This is a genomic window from Limosilactobacillus ingluviei DSM 15946, from assembly GCF_001435775.1.
In the GTDB taxonomy this organism is placed as follows: domain Bacteria; phylum Bacillota; class Bacilli; order Lactobacillales; family Lactobacillaceae; genus Limosilactobacillus; species Limosilactobacillus ingluviei.
The window spans coordinates 1-14,806 of sequence record NZ_AZFK01000002.1; the positions used below are offsets into that span (position 1 = coordinate 1).

Consider the following 14,806-nt stretch of genomic DNA (forward strand, 5'->3'; position numbering starts at 1 on the left):
GGGGGTAGACCAATTATTCTTCTAAAAGTTCATCAGTACCAGTTGACGAAGAACCCTTTTTTTGCATGTCAGATAAATTTAGGGGAATGCTTGTCATTTCACTAGCGCTTGCGTTACAATCTACAAATGGCCCCACGTAAATCCGCCATTTGGATTGCGTGGGGTGAAATCTTACAATTGTTTTTTATATAGGAGAGAAAAATGTGGCGATATCTGAAACGGGTTTTGATTGGGAAACCACTGAAAACCCTTGATGAAGGGCAGGCCCACTTGACTAAGTTCAAGGCCTTGGCCCTCTTGTCATCGGACGCTTTATCGTCGGTTGCCTACGGGACGGAACAAATTACGACCGTCTTGGTAACCCTGTCCGCGGCGGCTTTGTGGTATTCGTTGCCAATTGCGGCCGTGGTCTTGATTTTGCTGTTGGCAATTACCTTGTCCTACCGCCAGATCATTCACGCCTACCCCAGTGGGGGTGGGGCCTACGTGGTGGCAACGAAGAACTGGGGCGACAACGGGGGCTTGATTGCCGGGGGGTCGCTACTGGTCGATTACATGCTGACGGTGGCGGTGTCAACGACCTCGGGGACTGAAGCGATTACTTCAGCCATTCCGGCCTTGTATAAGTACTCGGTACCGATTTCGTTGCTCATTGTCTTGGCGATCATGCTCTTAAACCTGCGGGGGATGAGCGAGAGTGCCAATTTCTTGACGATCCCGGTCTACTTCTTCGTGGTGATGATTTCCGTCATGATCATTTGGGGGTTGATCAACATCGTAACTGGGCACGTTGCTTACCACGCCCCAGCTGACTATGGGCACCCCGTAGCGGGGATGTCTTTGGTCTTGTTGATCCGGGCGTTTTCCGCCGGGTCAGCTTCCTTGACCGGGGTGGAAGCGATCAGTAATGCGGTGCCAAACTTTAACGCTCCCAAGGAGAAGAATGCGGCCAGCACCCTGACGATTATGAGTCTGATTTTGGCGGCCTTCTTCGCGGGCATTACCTTCCTGAGCTTTTACTTTGGGATCATTCCTAACCCCCGGGCGACGGTCTTGTCCCAAATTGCGGCGACCGTTTTTGGTGGCCACGGGGTCGGCTTCTACCTGTTGCAATTAGCAACGGCGATGATTTTGGCCGTGGCGGCCAACACCGGCTTCTCGGCCTTTCCGATCTTAGCTTACAATATGGCCAAGGATAAGTTCTTGCCACACGCCTTTATGGACCGGGGGGACCGGTTGGGGTATTCCAACGGGATTATCAGTCTGGCCGTGGGGGCGATGATTTTGATCGTGATTTTCCACGGGCAGACCAACTTGTTGATTCCGTTGTACGCCGTGGGGGTGTTTGTGCCCTTCACCCTTTCCCAATCCGGGATGATTATCCACTGGTTCCGGGAACGCGATGGCATTTGGCTAGGCAAGGCCGCCATTAACCTGGTTGGGGCCTTGATTTCCTTGGCCCTGGTGGTCTTCTTGTTCTGGCAACACTTTAGCAACGTCTGGCCGTACTTGATCATCATGCCAATGCTGCTCTTGTTGTTCCACAACATTCACAGCCACTACCAAAAGGTGGGCAAGCAGCTGCGGGTGGCCGAAAAGACTAAGGTGCAGTTGCATGATTACGATGGGGCGACGGTGATTGTCTTAGTTGGTAACGTTACGCAGGTGACCCGTGGGGCGATCAACTACGCGCGCTCGATTGGGGACTACGTGATTGCGATGCACGTTTCCTTTGATGAAAATCCAGGCAAAGAACACAAAACGGCCAATGAATTTAAGGCCGAATACCCGGATGTCCGGTTCGTTGACATTCACTCGTCTTACCGGTCGATTGCAACGCCGACTCTGCGGTTTGTCGACGTGATTGCCAAACGCGCGGAGGCCAAGAACTATTCGACGACGGTGCTGGTACCGCAATTTGTGCCGAAGCACCCGTGGCAGCTGGCTTTGCATAACCAAACCGCCTTGCGGTTGCGGACCTTGTTAAACAGCCGGCAGAACATCATTGTTTCCACTTACAATTATCACTTACACGAATAACGGCTGGGGCTGGGAGAAAATATGCTTTTCTTACCAGCCCTTTTGCTTGGCAAATAAGAAAGGATCAGCAAATGCAGAAACGACAACTTGGGGCGACTGTGGCAGGGCTCGGCGGAATTTTATTAATGGCGTCATTTTCTGTGCAAGACAACTGGTTTCATTCTGGCTGGTTGGGGATTTTTGGCAGTGGGCTGATTGTGGGCGCCTACTTGAGTTTAAATTGGCCGCAGTGGCAGGCCCGCAATCCCCGGGTGCGCAAAGTGACCTGGTGGCTGCTGGGCCTCTGCTTGGTCTTGGTGGTTTTACGGGGGCTAGAGACGCTGGTTTAGCCCGCTCCCCGGTCCCGGGCCAACTTCAGTGCGTAAAAAAACTGCGGCAACTGGGCCGCAGCGGGGGAATTATTTAATTTTCATCATTGGTCAGGGGCACCTCGTGGAAGCGCGGGGTGCCTTTTTGAATGGTCAACTGGTTGTTAAAGCGGGTGGTTAAGGCAGCAATTTGGGCTTCAACCTGATCTTCATCGACAAAGACGTGGACCGTGACGGCGGTAGCATAATCCGGTGCCGTTTGGGTCAGGGCAGCTTGATTAAGGTAGTAGTTAACTTGGTCGTACAGGGGGTAGGGGACGGTAATATCCAAAGTTGTCTGCTTGATCCGTTTAATTAGACCGGCTTGGTGAATCGCGCCGGTCGTCGTGTTGCTGTAAGCCCGAATCAAACCCCCGGCCCCGAGCTTGATCCCGCCGAAGTAACGGGTGACGACGGCACAAACGTCGTGGAGGTGTTCTAATTTCAAGGCTTCGAGAATCGGGACGCCCGCGGTCCCACTGGGCTCACCGTTGTCGCTTTCGCGTTGGATTTGATCGTGATCGCCCAGCAGGTAGGCAAAGCAATTATGGGTTGCCTTGCGGTGCTCTTTGGTGATTTGACTGATGAAGGCCTGGGCGGCGGCTTCGTTGGTCACCCGCGCCAACGAACAAATGAAGCGCGATTTCTTAATGGTGACCTCATAGGTCGTATCAGCTGCAATGGTGATGTAGGGTTGGGCTTGGCTCATCGTGCTTTTCCTCCGGAATCAAAATTTGCCCCCTTTAAAAAAGTAAAAATTCGCTTTTTTGACGTATATATAAAGTAGGGGGTGAAAAAACGGAAATTGAATTGTTATATGGGCGCCGGGAATTAGTCCCAGCGGCAACGGCCCTGCCCGCACCAGCGGGAGTGGAAGTCTTGCCCACCATGGCAATTGAAGGCCAGCAGGTGCGCTGTTTGCGGTGCAACCAACGCTTTGATCGGGCCGCGGTCGCCTTGCCTAACGCCCAGTATTATTGTCCGGCCTGCCTGAATTTGGGCCGGGTCGCGACGTTAAATAAATTTTACCATGTTAAGGAGCCAAATCAATTTTCGCCGCCGGCGACGGTGCTGCGGTGGCAAGGAAAATTGTCGCCCTTGCAGGCGCAAGCGGCCGCCGTGGTCAAACAACAAATGGGCAAGCACGCCCACCATTTACTGTGGGCGGTGACCGGGGCCGGCAAAACGGAAATGACCTACCCGGCAATTGAACAGGCGTTAAAGCGCCGGGAACGCGTGGGGATTGCTTCGCCCCGGATTGACGTTTGTCGGGAATTATACCCGCGCTTTAAGCGGGACTTTGCCCTGACTCCGGCCTTATTGTATGGTGGGGCGCGCGAGCCATATGCTTATCGCCAATTGACCATTTGCACCACCCACCAGTTGCTGCGGTTTTATCACGCCTTTGACCTGCTGATTGTGGATGAAGTGGATGCGTTCCCGTACGCCATGGAGCCGGGCTTGCATTACGCGACCCAACAGGCGCTGAAACCGACCGGGGGGTTATTGTTAATGACGGCCACGCCGGATGCGCGCCTGTTGCGTCAGGTCCGCCAGGGGAAATTATCAATCAGTTACCTGCCCTTGCGCTACCACGGCCATTTACTGCCGCCGATTCACCCGGTTTTGGTCTGGAACTGGCGCAAGCAGGTCCAACGGGGCCGTTTACCAGCGGCGGTCTTGAATTGGATTAGTCAACGCTTGGCAGCGAAACGTGAATTTTTATTTTTCGTTCCCCACGTTGCCGATTTACCGGGGGTAGCCGCTGTTTTACGGCACCACTTTCCGGCGGTGGCCTTTACGACCGTGCATGCTGCCGATCCCGAACGGGAAGCCAAGGTGTTGCAAATGCGGCACCACCAGCTGGCGTTTTTGGTGACCACCACCATTTTGGAACGCGGGGTCACGTTTCCGGCCATTGATTTGCTGGTGCTCGGGGCGGACGACCCGGTCTTTTCGGCAGCGGCCCTGGTCCAAATTGCGGGCCGGGTGGGCCGGGCCAGTAGTCGCCCGGATGGGGAGGTAACCTTCTTTTTGAGCGCGTATGCCCGGAATGTGGTGTTAGCAATGAAACAAATTCGGCTGGTCAACCAGAAAGGACGGCGGTTGCAATGACGGGATGTTGTTTGTGTGGGGGCAATTTGGCCTGGCGGCCCACTTTGCTCGAGTTGCTACGGTGGGGGGATGTCCGGCCGCCGGTAATTTGCGCGGCCTGTCAAGCCAGCTTCGCCCCCTGGCCGGCGCCGCATTGTCCGGGGTGTGGGCGGACCAGTGCGCAGGGCCAGCTGTGTGCAGAATGTCGAGCGTGGCAAGATCAATTTGGCCGCTTGGTACCGGTGACGCCTTGCTATCAATATAATCAGGCGATGAAAGCCTTCATGCACCGTTATAAATTTCAGGGCGATTACCAGCTGCGGCGCGTTTTTCAAGCGGAATTGACGGCCCGGGCTGGCCAACTCGGGTCCTTGGTTGTGACCGTACCCGTCAGTACGGAGACCATGGCCACCCGCGGGTTTAACCAGGTGAATGGTTTATTGGCTTTAAACCGGGTAGCGGCCCTTAAAGTCAAAGGCCAGCGCAAGGGGCGCCAAGCGGAAAAAGACCGGGCGGCACGGCTGGCAACGCCCCAACCGTTTGCCTTGACGAAGGCGGCCCAAAGTTTAGCGGGCCAGTCAGTGGTCTTGGTAGATGATGTCTACACCACCGGCCGGACGTTTTATCATGCGGCCAGTTTGTTGTGGCAAGTGGGGTGCACGGAAATTCGAGGCTTGGTGTTGGCCAGTTAAACAGTGCATTAAATTGAGCAAAAGTCAACCAAAATTGCCAAAAATGATCGCAAATCCGTTAATTTTGTGAGAATTTCCAAGAAAAAGAAAACGATTTCCGGAAATGATTGTATATTTTTTATTATTCCTCTATAATATAAGTAAGATATCAAGGAAAGGGCTTTCTTGATATTTCGCAAGCCTTATCGCTTGTACTGAAAGGAGAGAGGTACAATGCTACAATTCAATATTCGCGGAGAAAACGTTGACTTGACTGATGCAATCCGTGATTATGTAACGAAGCGGATCAGCAAGCTCGAAAAGTACTTTGAGGACAACGTTGAAGCCACTGCTCACGTTAACTTGAAGGTGTACACCGACAAGACGTTTAAGGTTGAAGTGACGATTCCACTGCCATACTTAACCTTACGGGCAGAAGAAACTTCCAACGATATGTATGCCAGCATTGACTTGGTAACCGACAAGCTTGAGCGGCAAATCCGGAAGTACAAGACGAAGGTAAATCGTAAGGCCCGGGAAAAGGGCTTTAAGGGACTTGAATTCGTCAACACCCAAGATGATGAACCGGCTACGGATCCATTAAAGATTGTGCGGACGAAGCAAATTTCTTTGAAGCCAATGGATTCAGAAGAAGCCGTTCTTCAGATGGATATGCTTGGCCACGATTTCTTTGTCTTTGAAGACTCCGAAACCAACGGAACCAGTATTGTTTACCGTCGGAAGGATGGCCGGTACGGTTTGATTGAAGTGAACTAAAATACCAATTGTGTGATGAAGCATTTCGTTAGCGCTTGAAATGCAAATCAGGGGAATGGTGGCGATCACCATTCCTTTTTTCTTTTCTTACGGTGATCGTAAATTTTCCCGCACGAGCCAAAAAGCTAGTATAATGGGTAGAGTAACTTTGAACGTCAAGGGGCGTTCAAAGGCAGGCTAGGATTGATTATGGGAGGAATTTGCGATGAGCTATCAGGCTTTATACCGGGTATGGCGGCCCCAACGCTTTAGTGATGTGGTGGGGCAAGGATTAGTGGTCACCACCTTAAAAAATGCCATTATTACCAACCAGATCAGCCACGCCTACCTCTTTGCGGGGCCCCGGGGGACCGGGAAAACCTCGGCCGCCAAGATTTTTGCCAAGGCGATTAATTGCCACCACCAAACGGATGGTGAGCCATGCAATGAATGCCCGACTTGTCAGGCCATTACAGCCGGCCAGCTTGGCGACGTAATCGAAATTGACGCGGCTTCCAACAACGGGGTCGAAGAAATCCGCGACATTCGTGATAAGGCTAAGTACGCGCCCACCCAGGCTGATTACAAGGTCTACATTATTGACGAAGTGCATATGTTGTCGACGGGGGCCTTCAATGCCCTGTTGAAGACCTTGGAAGAACCGCCGGCCAACGTGATCTTTATTCTGGCGACGACCGAACCCCACAAGATTCCGTTGACGATCTTGTCCCGGGTGCAGCGGTTTGATTTTCACCGCATCAGTGCCCAGGATGCGTTTGAGCGGATGAAGTTTATCTTGGACCAAAAGGATTTGGCCTATGATGAACAGGCGCTGTGGGTGATTGCTAATGCGGCGGAAGGGGGCATGCGGGATGCCCTGAGCATTCTTGATCAGGCCCTATCATTTAGTGACAACCAATTGGCCCTCAAAGATGCCCTGTTGGTGACCGGTAGTGTGACCAAGCAATTGCTCAAGCAGTACTTCTTGCAAGTGGCCCAAGGCGACAGTGCCCAAGCGTTGGCGACGATGACGGAAGTCTTGGGGCAAGGCAAGGACGGTCAGCGGTTTATTGAAGACTTGATCTCCTTTATTCGCGACATCTTGCTCTACCAAGAATCGCCGGACTTATTAACCCTGGCCGCGACGGGCTTAGCGGCGGCTGACTTTGAGGAGTTGAGCCAGGCGGCCACTGCGCCGGTCTTATACACAATGATCGATACGCTCAACGAGATTCAAGAGGAAATGCGGTTTACCACCCACCCGGACGTTTACCTGGAAGTGCTCACGGTCCGGCTCAGTCAGCACCGGCCCGCCAGTTCGGCAGCGGGGGCGGCGCCGGCCGAAATTGCGCAGCTGCAAGCGCAAATCGCCGAGCTGCAAAAGCAGGTTCAGAGCTTACTGAACCGGCCGGCTCAACCCGCTACTCCGGCGAGTCAACCAACGGTGCGCTCTGCGGCCAAGAAACCGGGGGGCCGGTCCGGGGAGTTTCGCTTGAATGTTGAGCAGGTTTACCAAGTGCTTGATCACGCCACTAAGGCGGATCTGGCCAACTTGCGGGAGCTGTGGGGCGACGCGCTGAGCTTGCTTTCACCGGCCCAACATTCCCTGTTAAACTTAGCCAAGCCGGTGGCGGCCAGTCCCGCTGGGGTGGTGGTCGCTTACGATAATGACTTTTTGTTGGCCAAGGCGGCTGGTGGTGATTTAGCTACGACTTTGGGCCAAGCCTTGCAACAAGTCAGTGGGACGGCCCGGCAGGTGGCCTTTGTCCCGAGTGGCAAGTGGCCGACGATTCGCCAGGAATTTTTGACCTCGCGGGGGTATTACGATCAGGCCGGGAAAGCGGCGGCGCCCAAGGCACCGCCGCCGCCGGCTGACCCCTTGATTGCCCAGGCCCAACAATTATTTGGCGCGGACGGCATTAAAATTGAAGACAACTAAATTAACGATAAAGGATGGATGAAGATTATGATGCGCGGAATGAACATGCAACAAATGATGAAGCAAGCCCAAAAGATGCAAAAGCAGATGATGGAAGAACAAGCCGCTTTGGCCGCCCAATCTTTTACTGGGGTAGCCCCAGATGACATGGTGAAGGCGACCTTTACCGGTGACAAGAAGTTAGTCGACCTGCAAATCAAGCCGGCGGCGGTGGATCCAGATGATCCAGAAATGCTGAGTGACTTAGTGATTGCCGCCGTTAATGATGGCTTGGCCCAAGTGGATCAAGCTACCCAAGCCAAGTTGGGCAAGTACACGAAGGGGCTGGGGCTCTAATGCAGTACCCGGAACCAATTGCCAAGCTGATTGCTTCGTATATGAAGCTACCCGGGATTGGCGAAAAGACGGCGACCCGGCTGGCTTTTTACACCTTGGGAATGGCGGATGAAGACGTCAAGGACTTTGCCAGTGCCTTGACCGCGGTGAAACGGGATCTGCACTATTGCACGATTTGCGGTAACATTACGGAAGATGACCCCTGCCCCTTGTGTAAGGATGCTTCGCGCGACCAAAAGACGCTGCTGGTGGTGGAACGCTCGCGGGATATCATGGCTATGGAACGCATGAATGAATATCACGGCCTGTACCATGTTTTGCATGGGACGATTTCCCCTAGTGCCGGGACGGGACCGATGGATATTAACATTCCCAGCTTGATTGAGCGCTTGAAGAGCCACCCCGAGATCAACGAAGTGATTATTGCAACCAATGCGTCCTTGGACGGGGAAACGACGGCCCAATACCTGGCGAAGCTAATCAAACCCGCTCAGATCAAAGTAACCCGCTTGGCCCACGGACTCTCAGCAGGGGCCGACATTGATTATACCGATGAAGTAACCCTCTTTAAGGCGGTGCAAGGACGAACGGAGATGTAGACAGGATGAGCCTTTTTAAGCGCACGCCTGACGTGAAGCAGGCAGCGAATGCAGATTTATTAGCGTTGATCTATGCAACTAAGGCCAGTTGGGATCACGCGAAGGAAACGGCCCAGGCGGTGTACGAAAGCCAGGTTGATACCGAATTGGTAGAACGGACCAAATTACAAGAACAAAAGTACCTGTACTTGTATAACTTGGCGCGGCAACGGCACGTGCACGGGACGCTAAACGACGGGGTTATCCAAAATTAGGGGGTGCACATGACAGCACAAGGCTTTTTTATCTCATTTGAAGGACCGGATGGGGCCGGGAAGACCAGCGTCATGACGGCGGTGGCTGCGACGTTGGCCGAACGTTGGGGTAACCAGCGGATCATGCAAACCAGAGAACCCGGTGGCAACCACATTGCCGAACAAATCCGGGCCGTCTTGTTTGATGATGCCAACCGGCAAATGGATGCCCGGACCGAGGCCCTGCTCTTTGCGGCCGCCCGCCGGCAACACGTTGTGGAAGATCTCAAGCCGGCCTTGGCGGCGGGACAGATTATTTTATCAGATCGCTACGTGGATAGTTCCGTTGCTTACCAGGGGGCCGGTCGGGGCCTGGGGATGGCACAAATTTGGGAATTAAACCAGTATGCCGTGGAAAACTGTATGCCCCAGCTGACGATTTATTTAGATCTGCCGGTGCGCGTGGGCTTGGCCCGGATTGCCCAACACCGGGCCGATCAAGTCAATCGCCTGGATGAAGAAGCCCTGAGCTTTCACGAAACCGTCCATGCAGCCTTTGATCAATTGGCTGCCCAACATCCGGCGCGGATTGTCAAAGTCGATGCCAACCAACCCCAAGCGGCAGTGGTTGCCGCGGTCTTGGCTGTGATCAAGGCGCGCTTGGGATTGTAACACGGAAAGCAGAATGGAGGAATTACCATGAAAATGTTGATGGCAATTGTACAACCAAAGGATGCCAGCAAGGTGCAAGCGGCCCTAGCGAAGGCCAAAATTGGGGCAACCAAGCTGCAATCTACGGGGGGCTTCTTGCGGGAAGGTAATACCACCTTTATGATCGTGGTCGATGACGACCGGGTGGACCAAACCCTGGCGATTATCAAGGAAAACGCCAAGACCCGCGAACAATTCGTGGCCCCATCGGCGTACATTGACAATGCCGCCAATGCGGTGCCGATGAACGTCCAAGTCGGTGGCGCCACGGTCTTTGTGCTGCCGGTCGATCAATTCATTCATTTCTAGTGAGCAAGCAGACGGGAGGAAATGGTGGCTTTTCAAGCAGAACTTTTACAGCCGCAATTGTTGGCCCGGATGCAACGGGTAATTGCGCAAGGTGAATTGGCCCACGCTTATTTGTTGGTCGGCCCCAGTGGGTCCGGTAAACTGGCCCTGGCCCAGTGGTTGACGATGCGCTTATTTTGTGAATACGTGGTGGCTGGCCAACCCGACGGCACGTGCCCGGAATGCCAGCGGATTTTGTCGGGCAACCACCCCGATGTCGTGATTGCTCAGGCCGAGGGGCGGCAGATCAAAGTCGATCAGGTTCGACACCTTAAGGCTGAATTTACTAAGACCGGGATGGAAGGCCAAACCAAAGTGTTTATCATTGAAGCGGCCGAAAAGCTGACGGTCAGCGCGGCCAATTCACTGCTGAAATTCATTGAGGAACCGGGCCCAGGGATCTACATTTTACTGTTAACTACCAACAAAAATGCCGTCTTGCCCACGATTCAATCCCGGACCCAGGTGCTGGAATTATTGCCCTTGAGTACCGAGGCGGTGCAAGCCAATTTACAAGCCGCAGGGGTGCCGCCTTACCTCCAACCGGTGATGCTGGGGCTGACGACGGATGCGCAGCTGGCCCAGGCCTGGTTGGCTGATGACTGGTTCCAAAAGGCGGTGGAGGCGGTTTGGCAGTGGTTTAAGGCGGTCAGTCAGGGGCAAGCGCTGGCCTTTGTCCAGGTGGCGACCGATTTGGTGCCCTTGGCAAACGAGCGGCAACAAGCGCAAGTCCTCTTGGATTTGATGACCCTGCTATGGCGGGATGCCTTGCTGGTTAAAAATGGGGTTCAAGCCGGGCTGCACTTTCAACAGTGGGCTGCGGAACTGACGACCCAAAGCCAAGCCCTCCCGGCTGCGCGGGTTCTGGCTGCCAGCGAATTAACCCTGGAGTGCCGGAAACTATTGGATCAGAATTTAAACTTTCAAACGGTCGCAGAGCAATTAACCCTGCGCCAACTTGCAGTTATTAAGCCAGAAGGGGGCAGGTAAGGTGGCAGACCATTTTGACATGAGTGATATTTATGAGCAATTTGCGGCGGTAACGCGCCAAACCAAGGACCTGGTCGACAGCATGGAAGTCCTGTCCGAAAAATTAAGCCTGGTCCTGGCGGAAAACGCCAAGTTAGCGATTGAAAATGATCATTTGCATGAGGTGATCAATAAGCAGCACCGAAAAAAGCAAGAAGAGGGCTTATCGGATTCGCGCAAAATGTTGCAAAAGCTGTACCAAGAAGGCTTCCACGTTTGCAACGATATGTACGGAAAACGCTTGGAAGACCACGAATCGTGCACCTTTTGTCTGGATGCGATCTATGGTCGCCACCAGCAAGCCTAAAGCACTAAAAAACAGCGGGGAGCCTTGTTTGCACCCGCTGTTTTTTGGTACCCTTAAACTAACTACGACACGCAGAAAAGAGAGGAAACTATGCAGCAAGTAAGCAGTTTTGCCCCGACTGAGATGGGGACGTTATACCTGGTGCCCACACCGATTGGCAACCTGGGTGATATGACAATGCGGGCGCTGGAAGTGCTCAAGACCGTGGATTTGATTGCCGCTGAAGATACTCGGCACACCCAACAGTTGTTAAACCACTTTGGGATTAAACAAAAGTTGGTCAGTTTGCATGAGCACAACCACGAGCAACGGGTGCCCCAATTGCTGGCCGCTTTGCAAGCGGGCCAGCAAATTGCCCAGTGCAGTGATGCGGGGATGCCGTCGATCTCTGATCCCGGCAAGGAGTTGGTTGCCGCGGCCACGAAGGCTGGGATTCCGGTCGTGGCCTTGCCGGGGCCCAACGCCGCCTTGACGGCCTTGATCGCTTCGGGGTTGGTCCCGCAACCCTTTACCTTCTATGGCTTTTTGGAGCGCAAGCACCAGCAACAGGTAACGGCTTTGACGGCTCTGCGAGACCGGCCGGAGACCTTGATTTTTTATGAGGCGCCCCACCGCTTGAAAAAGACGCTGCAGGCAATGGCTGAAGTCTTTGGGCCCCAACGGCGCGTGGTGTTGGCCCGTGAATTAACCAAGCGCTACGAAGAGTACTTGCGGGGGAATTTGGGAGAAGCGGTGGCTTGGGCGGAAAGCGAACCGGTGCGGGGCGAATTTGTCGTCCTGGTGGCGGGTAATGACCACCCAACGCCAATTGCAGCCGCTGACACCAGCAGTCCAACCGAAGCGATTGACGCTGCGATTGCAACGGGCCTGTCAACTAATGCAGCGATCAAGCAGGTGGCCAAGCAACGGGGACTGAACCGTCAAGCCTTATATAAGGCCTACCATGGTTTGGCTTAGGGAAGGGACCACGAGAAAAGATGACTATTTTAAACCAATTTGAAATGCAACACGCCATTCCATATTACGAATGTGATGCTAGTGGGCACTTAACGGTGGCAATGTTGTTTCGCTTGTTGATTTTAGCATCGGAGCAGCACAGTGACGCGTTAAAGGTCGGACCGGCGGCAGTTAAAGCCTACGGGGGTGGCTGGGTAATTATCAATTACGCTGGTGAGTTAGCGGCGCTGCCCCGCGAAGGGACCACGATCACGATTGGAACCAAAATTGCGGCCTACAATCGGTTCTTTGTGGTCCGCGATTTTTGGGTGCGCGCTGCGACCGGGGAAGAATTGGTGCGGCTGCAAGGCCTTTTCGCCTTTATGGATCTGACCAAACGCAAAATGGTGACGATTCCGTCGGCCTTGATTGCTCCGTATCAATTAACGGAAAGTCGGCGCCTGCCAAAGGTACCGCGCCCCCTGACGCTTGAACAGCCTGATCCGGCTTGGCAGGGACAAACTTACCGGGTCCGCTTTTTTGATATTGATTTAAATAATCACGTCAACAACGCTGTGTACTTTGACTGGCTCTTGGATCCCTTGGGCAGTGAATTTTTGCTGCACCACCGCTTGATTCACGTAAAGATGAAATACGATCATGAGGTGCGGGCTGGCGAACAAGTCACCAGTCGCTTTGTGATCACCCCGGCGTCCGATCGGGTGGTGACCCACCACCAAATTTGTAATTCTGCCGGCTTAGCGGCCGAAGCGGAATTTGAATGGGTGCCGGCTTAATGAAACGCCCCTGTTTGCCAGGACCAAAATTGGTCTAGGTGGCAAGCAGGGGCGCTTTGCGTAAAAATAATCTAAATTGGTCTAGTTAAGTTCTTCGCTGATCAAGGACAATTCAGTGTCTGCACATTCAGCGTCTAATTGGTGGCGATCCTTGTTGTCAGCGTGGGCTTGCATTAAGGATAATTCCTTTTGGATCTTCATTTCAAATTGTTTCATGGTTTGTTCCTCCCCATTTGATGCGCGGCAGAGCGGATTGGTTGGCCGCACCTTTTTCCTTCTGAATTAGTATGATGATATCATAGCGCTAATTGGTATAGTTTTCAAGGGAGATTAACATTACAAATTTGCTAAAGGTTTAACAATCGTGGTCTAGCTGGTGGGGAAGAAGTTGGGAAAAATGGGGCGCCAGAGGTTGATTTTTTGCCCAAAGTTGGTTACAATCGGAATGTTGATTATTAACGATAGAAAAAAAGGAGGCAGATAGCATGCGTAAAGCACATCCACATGGTGTACAAGGCCGTCGCCCAGTTGCTCCTAAGTACAAGCGGGCATTAAAGGAAAAGAAGATCGAAGAAATTCGTAAGTGGGCCAAGGAAAAGCCAGCTGACGAAAAGTAATTTTATCGATAACAAGTTGTTAGCAGGGTTTTTCAAAAAAGATTGGGAAACAGCTTGCAATTTAGTTATCAATCAGGTATTATAATACCTGTTGATGACGCGCTCTTAGTGTAATGGATCGCACGTGAGATTCCGGTTCTCAAAATCCGGGTTCGACTCCCGGGGAGCGCATTTAGAATTTAATAATTCTATGCCCCAGTGGCGGAACTGGCAGACGCGCAACGTTCAGGTCGTTGTATGGGTAACCATGTACAGGTTCGAATCCTGTTTGGGGCATTGGTGAAACGGCTCGGTTGGCGAGTCGTTTTTTTGTTGGTGTGGGACGAAAAAAGTTAAAATCCCCCTTGGCAAGTGGGGGGATTTTTGGTATTATATATCTTGTTGACGCGCTCTTAGTGTAATGGATCGCACGTGAGATTCCGGTTCTCGAAATCCGGGTTCGACTCCCGGGGAGCGCATTTAAAAACTTAATCTTCTATGCCCCAGTGGCGGAACTGGCAGACGCGCAACGTTCAGGTCGTTGTATGGGTAACCATGTACAGGTTCGAATCCTGTTTGGGGCATTTGAGATGCTCGCTATCGTGATGATAGCGGGCTTTTTTTGTTGTTACCCAATCTCGGTGTTTGTGCCTTCGTTTGAGGCGTGTGATCGGTTTAGCCGGGAAGAAGACTCGACAACAGTTAAACACTCGTGGGAGAGCTTGTAGAGGCTCTATAGAAGCGTAAAAAACGGCTACCGAGTCGGTAACCGTTAAAGTTTGATTAAGTGTTTCTTGATCTCAGTGATTAAACGCTGTTTGTCTGCTGGAGTTAACATTGGCGGGACTAGTTCGTCGATTGAGTCGAAATAAATATAGGCGTCAATGGGGCTAAAGCCGATTTTTTCGTGATCTTCGTCAAATCCTAAAGGATAACAGAACCAATCGCCCATGAAATTGCTAATTTCACCAATTTCTTGATAATGGTACTTATCTTTTATTACCGAACCTGCATTTTCATAATCTACGGGACTGATACGGTATCGCTTAGCCATTCGATCACCTCCA

Annotated in this window: 19 protein-coding genes and 3 tRNA genes; 19 read left to right on the forward strand and 3 right to left on the reverse strand. The window is 52.6% G+C overall.

Going from position 1 to position 14,806, the window contains the following annotated elements:
- The first annotated feature begins 201 nt into the window (after nt 1–201).
- On the forward strand, nt 202–2,040 hold the full coding sequence (locus FC43_RS00210; RefSeq protein WP_019206157.1) for an APC family permease: 1,839 nt from the start codon (nt 202–204) through the stop codon (nt 2,038–2,040).
- Nucleotides 2,041–2,111: 71 nt separating this feature from the next.
- Complete coding sequence (locus FC43_RS00215; protein WP_056953240.1) at nt 2,112–2,369, forward strand: hypothetical protein; 258 nt, start codon at nt 2,112–2,114, stop codon at nt 2,367–2,369.
- A 73-nt stretch (nt 2,370–2,442) separates the two neighbouring features.
- Here FC43_RS00215 and FC43_RS00220 read toward each other — a convergent pair whose 3' ends face one another.
- Nucleotides 2,443–3,096 carry a YigZ family protein gene (locus FC43_RS00220; RefSeq protein ID WP_056953241.1) on the reverse strand — a complete coding sequence of 218 codons (654 nt, stop codon included), beginning with the start codon at nt 3,094–3,096 and terminating at the stop codon, nt 2,443–2,445.
- 95 nt (nt 3,097–3,191) lie between these two features.
- Between FC43_RS00220 and FC43_RS00225 the strand changes: the two genes are divergently transcribed.
- From FC43_RS00225 to FC43_RS00285, 13 genes are all read left to right on the forward strand, one after another.
- Nucleotides 3,192–4,502, forward strand: coding sequence for an ATP-dependent helicase ComFA (locus FC43_RS00225; RefSeq protein WP_420865121.1), 1,311 nt, complete (start codon nt 3,192–3,194; stop codon nt 4,500–4,502).
- A complete protein-coding gene (locus tag FC43_RS00230; RefSeq protein ID WP_056953248.1) occupies nt 4,499–5,173 on the forward strand; it encodes a ComF family protein in 675 nt (224 codons plus the stop codon). The genes FC43_RS00225 and FC43_RS00230 overlap by 4 nt, the downstream gene beginning before the upstream one ends.
- Before the next feature lie 213 nt (nt 5,174–5,386).
- On the forward strand, nt 5,387–5,929 hold the full coding sequence (gene hpf / locus FC43_RS00235) for a ribosome hibernation-promoting factor, HPF/YfiA family (protein ID WP_019206152.1): 543 nt from the start codon (nt 5,387–5,389) through the stop codon (nt 5,927–5,929).
- A gap of 205 nt (nt 5,930–6,134) precedes the next feature.
- Complete coding sequence (dnaX, locus tag FC43_RS00240) at nt 6,135–7,847, forward strand: DNA polymerase III subunit gamma/tau (protein ID WP_056953249.1); 1,713 nt, start codon at nt 6,135–6,137, stop codon at nt 7,845–7,847.
- A gap of 27 nt (nt 7,848–7,874) precedes the next feature.
- Nucleotides 7,875–8,183, forward strand: a complete 309-nt coding sequence (locus tag FC43_RS00245) for a YbaB/EbfC family nucleoid-associated protein (protein WP_040469982.1) — start codon at nt 7,875–7,877, stop codon at nt 8,181–8,183.
- Nucleotides 8,183–8,782 (forward strand): recombination mediator RecR, encoded by a 600-nt coding sequence (gene recR / locus FC43_RS00250; RefSeq protein ID WP_056953252.1) that lies wholly within the window; start codon nt 8,183–8,185, stop codon nt 8,780–8,782. The genes FC43_RS00245 and recR overlap by 1 nt, the downstream gene beginning before the upstream one ends.
- 5 nt (nt 8,783–8,787) lie before the next feature.
- A complete protein-coding gene (locus FC43_RS00255; RefSeq protein WP_019206148.1) occupies nt 8,788–9,036 on the forward strand; it encodes a YaaL family protein in 249 nt (82 codons plus the stop codon).
- Between the two features lie 9 nt (nt 9,037–9,045).
- A complete protein-coding gene (gene tmk / locus FC43_RS00260) occupies nt 9,046–9,687 on the forward strand; it encodes a dTMP kinase (RefSeq protein WP_056953254.1) in 642 nt (213 codons plus the stop codon).
- Between the two features lie 27 nt (nt 9,688–9,714).
- A complete protein-coding gene (locus FC43_RS00265; RefSeq protein ID WP_019206146.1) occupies nt 9,715–10,035 on the forward strand; it encodes a cyclic-di-AMP receptor in 321 nt (106 codons plus the stop codon).
- Nucleotides 10,036–10,056: 21 nt separating this feature from the next.
- A complete protein-coding gene (gene holB / locus FC43_RS00270; protein WP_056953256.1) occupies nt 10,057–11,064 on the forward strand; it encodes a DNA polymerase III subunit delta' in 1,008 nt (335 codons plus the stop codon).
- 1 nt (nt 11,065) lies between these two features.
- On the forward strand, nt 11,066–11,410 hold the full coding sequence (locus FC43_RS00275) for a DNA replication initiation control protein YabA (protein ID WP_019206144.1): 345 nt from the start codon (nt 11,066–11,068) through the stop codon (nt 11,408–11,410).
- A gap of 90 nt (nt 11,411–11,500) precedes the next feature.
- Nucleotides 11,501–12,367, forward strand: a complete 867-nt coding sequence (rsmI, locus tag FC43_RS00280) for a 16S rRNA (cytidine(1402)-2'-O)-methyltransferase (RefSeq protein WP_056953258.1) — start codon at nt 11,501–11,503, stop codon at nt 12,365–12,367.
- A 20-nt stretch (nt 12,368–12,387) separates the two neighbouring features.
- On the forward strand, nt 12,388–13,143 hold the full coding sequence (locus FC43_RS00285; protein WP_056953260.1) for an acyl-[acyl-carrier-protein] thioesterase: 756 nt from the start codon (nt 12,388–12,390) through the stop codon (nt 13,141–13,143).
- An 81-nt stretch (nt 13,144–13,224) separates the two neighbouring features.
- Here the strand turns inward: FC43_RS00285 and FC43_RS11470 are convergent, their stop codons facing one another.
- Nucleotides 13,225–13,359, reverse strand: coding sequence for a hypothetical protein (locus tag FC43_RS11470; protein WP_019206141.1), 135 nt, complete (start codon nt 13,357–13,359; stop codon nt 13,225–13,227).
- 269 nt (nt 13,360–13,628) lie between these two features.
- Here FC43_RS11470 and FC43_RS11475 point away from each other — a divergent pair, with 269 nt between their 5' ends.
- From FC43_RS11475 to FC43_RS00295, 4 genes are all read left to right on the forward strand, one after another.
- The gene (locus FC43_RS11475; protein WP_006916985.1) at nt 13,629–13,760 is read left to right on the forward strand and encodes a hypothetical protein; all 132 of its coding nucleotides are present in this window, start codon (nt 13,629–13,631) and stop codon (nt 13,758–13,760) included.
- Between the two features lie 192 nt (nt 13,761–13,952).
- Nucleotides 13,953–14,036: transfer RNA gene (locus tag FC43_RS00290), tRNA-Leu, on the forward strand.
- 110 nt (nt 14,037–14,146) lie between these two features.
- Nucleotides 14,147–14,218 (forward strand) — tRNA-Arg (locus FC43_RS10960).
- A 21-nt stretch (nt 14,219–14,239) separates the two neighbouring features.
- Nucleotides 14,240–14,323, forward strand: a tRNA-Leu gene (locus FC43_RS00295).
- Nucleotides 14,324–14,511: 188 nt separating this feature from the next.
- Here the strand turns inward: FC43_RS00295 and FC43_RS00300 are convergent.
- Nucleotides 14,512–14,793: a hypothetical protein gene (locus tag FC43_RS00300; RefSeq protein WP_056953262.1), complete on the reverse strand. Its 282-nt coding sequence runs from the start codon at nt 14,791–14,793 to the stop codon at nt 14,512–14,514.
- Between the last annotated feature and the right edge of the window lie 13 nt (nt 14,794–14,806).

Coding starts and splice junctions, on each gene's coding strand:
- FC43_RS00210 (WP_019206157.1), top strand. CDS start 202: ATGTGGCGATATCTGAAACGGGTTTTGATTGGGAAACCACTGAAAACC.
- FC43_RS00215 (WP_056953240.1), top strand. CDS start 2,112: ATGCAGAAACGACAACTTGGGGCGACTGTGGCAGGGCTCGGCGGAATT.
- FC43_RS00220 (WP_056953241.1), bottom strand. CDS start 3,096: ATGAGCCAAGCCCAACCCTACATCACCATTGCAGCTGATACGACCTAT.
- FC43_RS00230 (WP_056953248.1), top strand. CDS start 4,499: ATGACGGGATGTTGTTTGTGTGGGGGCAATTTGGCCTGGCGGCCCACT.
- hpf (WP_019206152.1), top strand. CDS start 5,387: ATGCTACAATTCAATATTCGCGGAGAAAACGTTGACTTGACTGATGCA.
- dnaX (WP_056953249.1), top strand. CDS start 6,135: ATGAGCTATCAGGCTTTATACCGGGTATGGCGGCCCCAACGCTTTAGT.
- FC43_RS00245 (WP_040469982.1), top strand. CDS start 7,875: ATGATGCGCGGAATGAACATGCAACAAATGATGAAGCAAGCCCAAAAG.
- recR (WP_056953252.1), top strand. CDS start 8,183: ATGCAGTACCCGGAACCAATTGCCAAGCTGATTGCTTCGTATATGAAG.
- FC43_RS00255 (WP_019206148.1), top strand. CDS start 8,788: ATGAGCCTTTTTAAGCGCACGCCTGACGTGAAGCAGGCAGCGAATGCA.
- tmk (WP_056953254.1), top strand. CDS start 9,046: ATGACAGCACAAGGCTTTTTTATCTCATTTGAAGGACCGGATGGGGCC.
- FC43_RS00265 (WP_019206146.1), top strand. CDS start 9,715: ATGAAAATGTTGATGGCAATTGTACAACCAAAGGATGCCAGCAAGGTG.
- holB (WP_056953256.1), top strand. CDS start 10,057: ATGGTGGCTTTTCAAGCAGAACTTTTACAGCCGCAATTGTTGGCCCGG.
- rsmI (WP_056953258.1), top strand. CDS start 11,501: ATGCAGCAAGTAAGCAGTTTTGCCCCGACTGAGATGGGGACGTTATAC.
- FC43_RS00285 (WP_056953260.1), top strand. CDS start 12,388: ATGACTATTTTAAACCAATTTGAAATGCAACACGCCATTCCATATTAC.
- FC43_RS11470 (WP_019206141.1), bottom strand. CDS start 13,359: ATGAAACAATTTGAAATGAAGATCCAAAAGGAATTATCCTTAATGCAA.
- FC43_RS11475 (WP_006916985.1), top strand. CDS start 13,629: ATGCGTAAAGCACATCCACATGGTGTACAAGGCCGTCGCCCAGTTGCT.
- FC43_RS00300 (WP_056953262.1), bottom strand. CDS start 14,793: ATGGCTAAGCGATACCGTATCAGTCCCGTAGATTATGAAAATGCAGGT.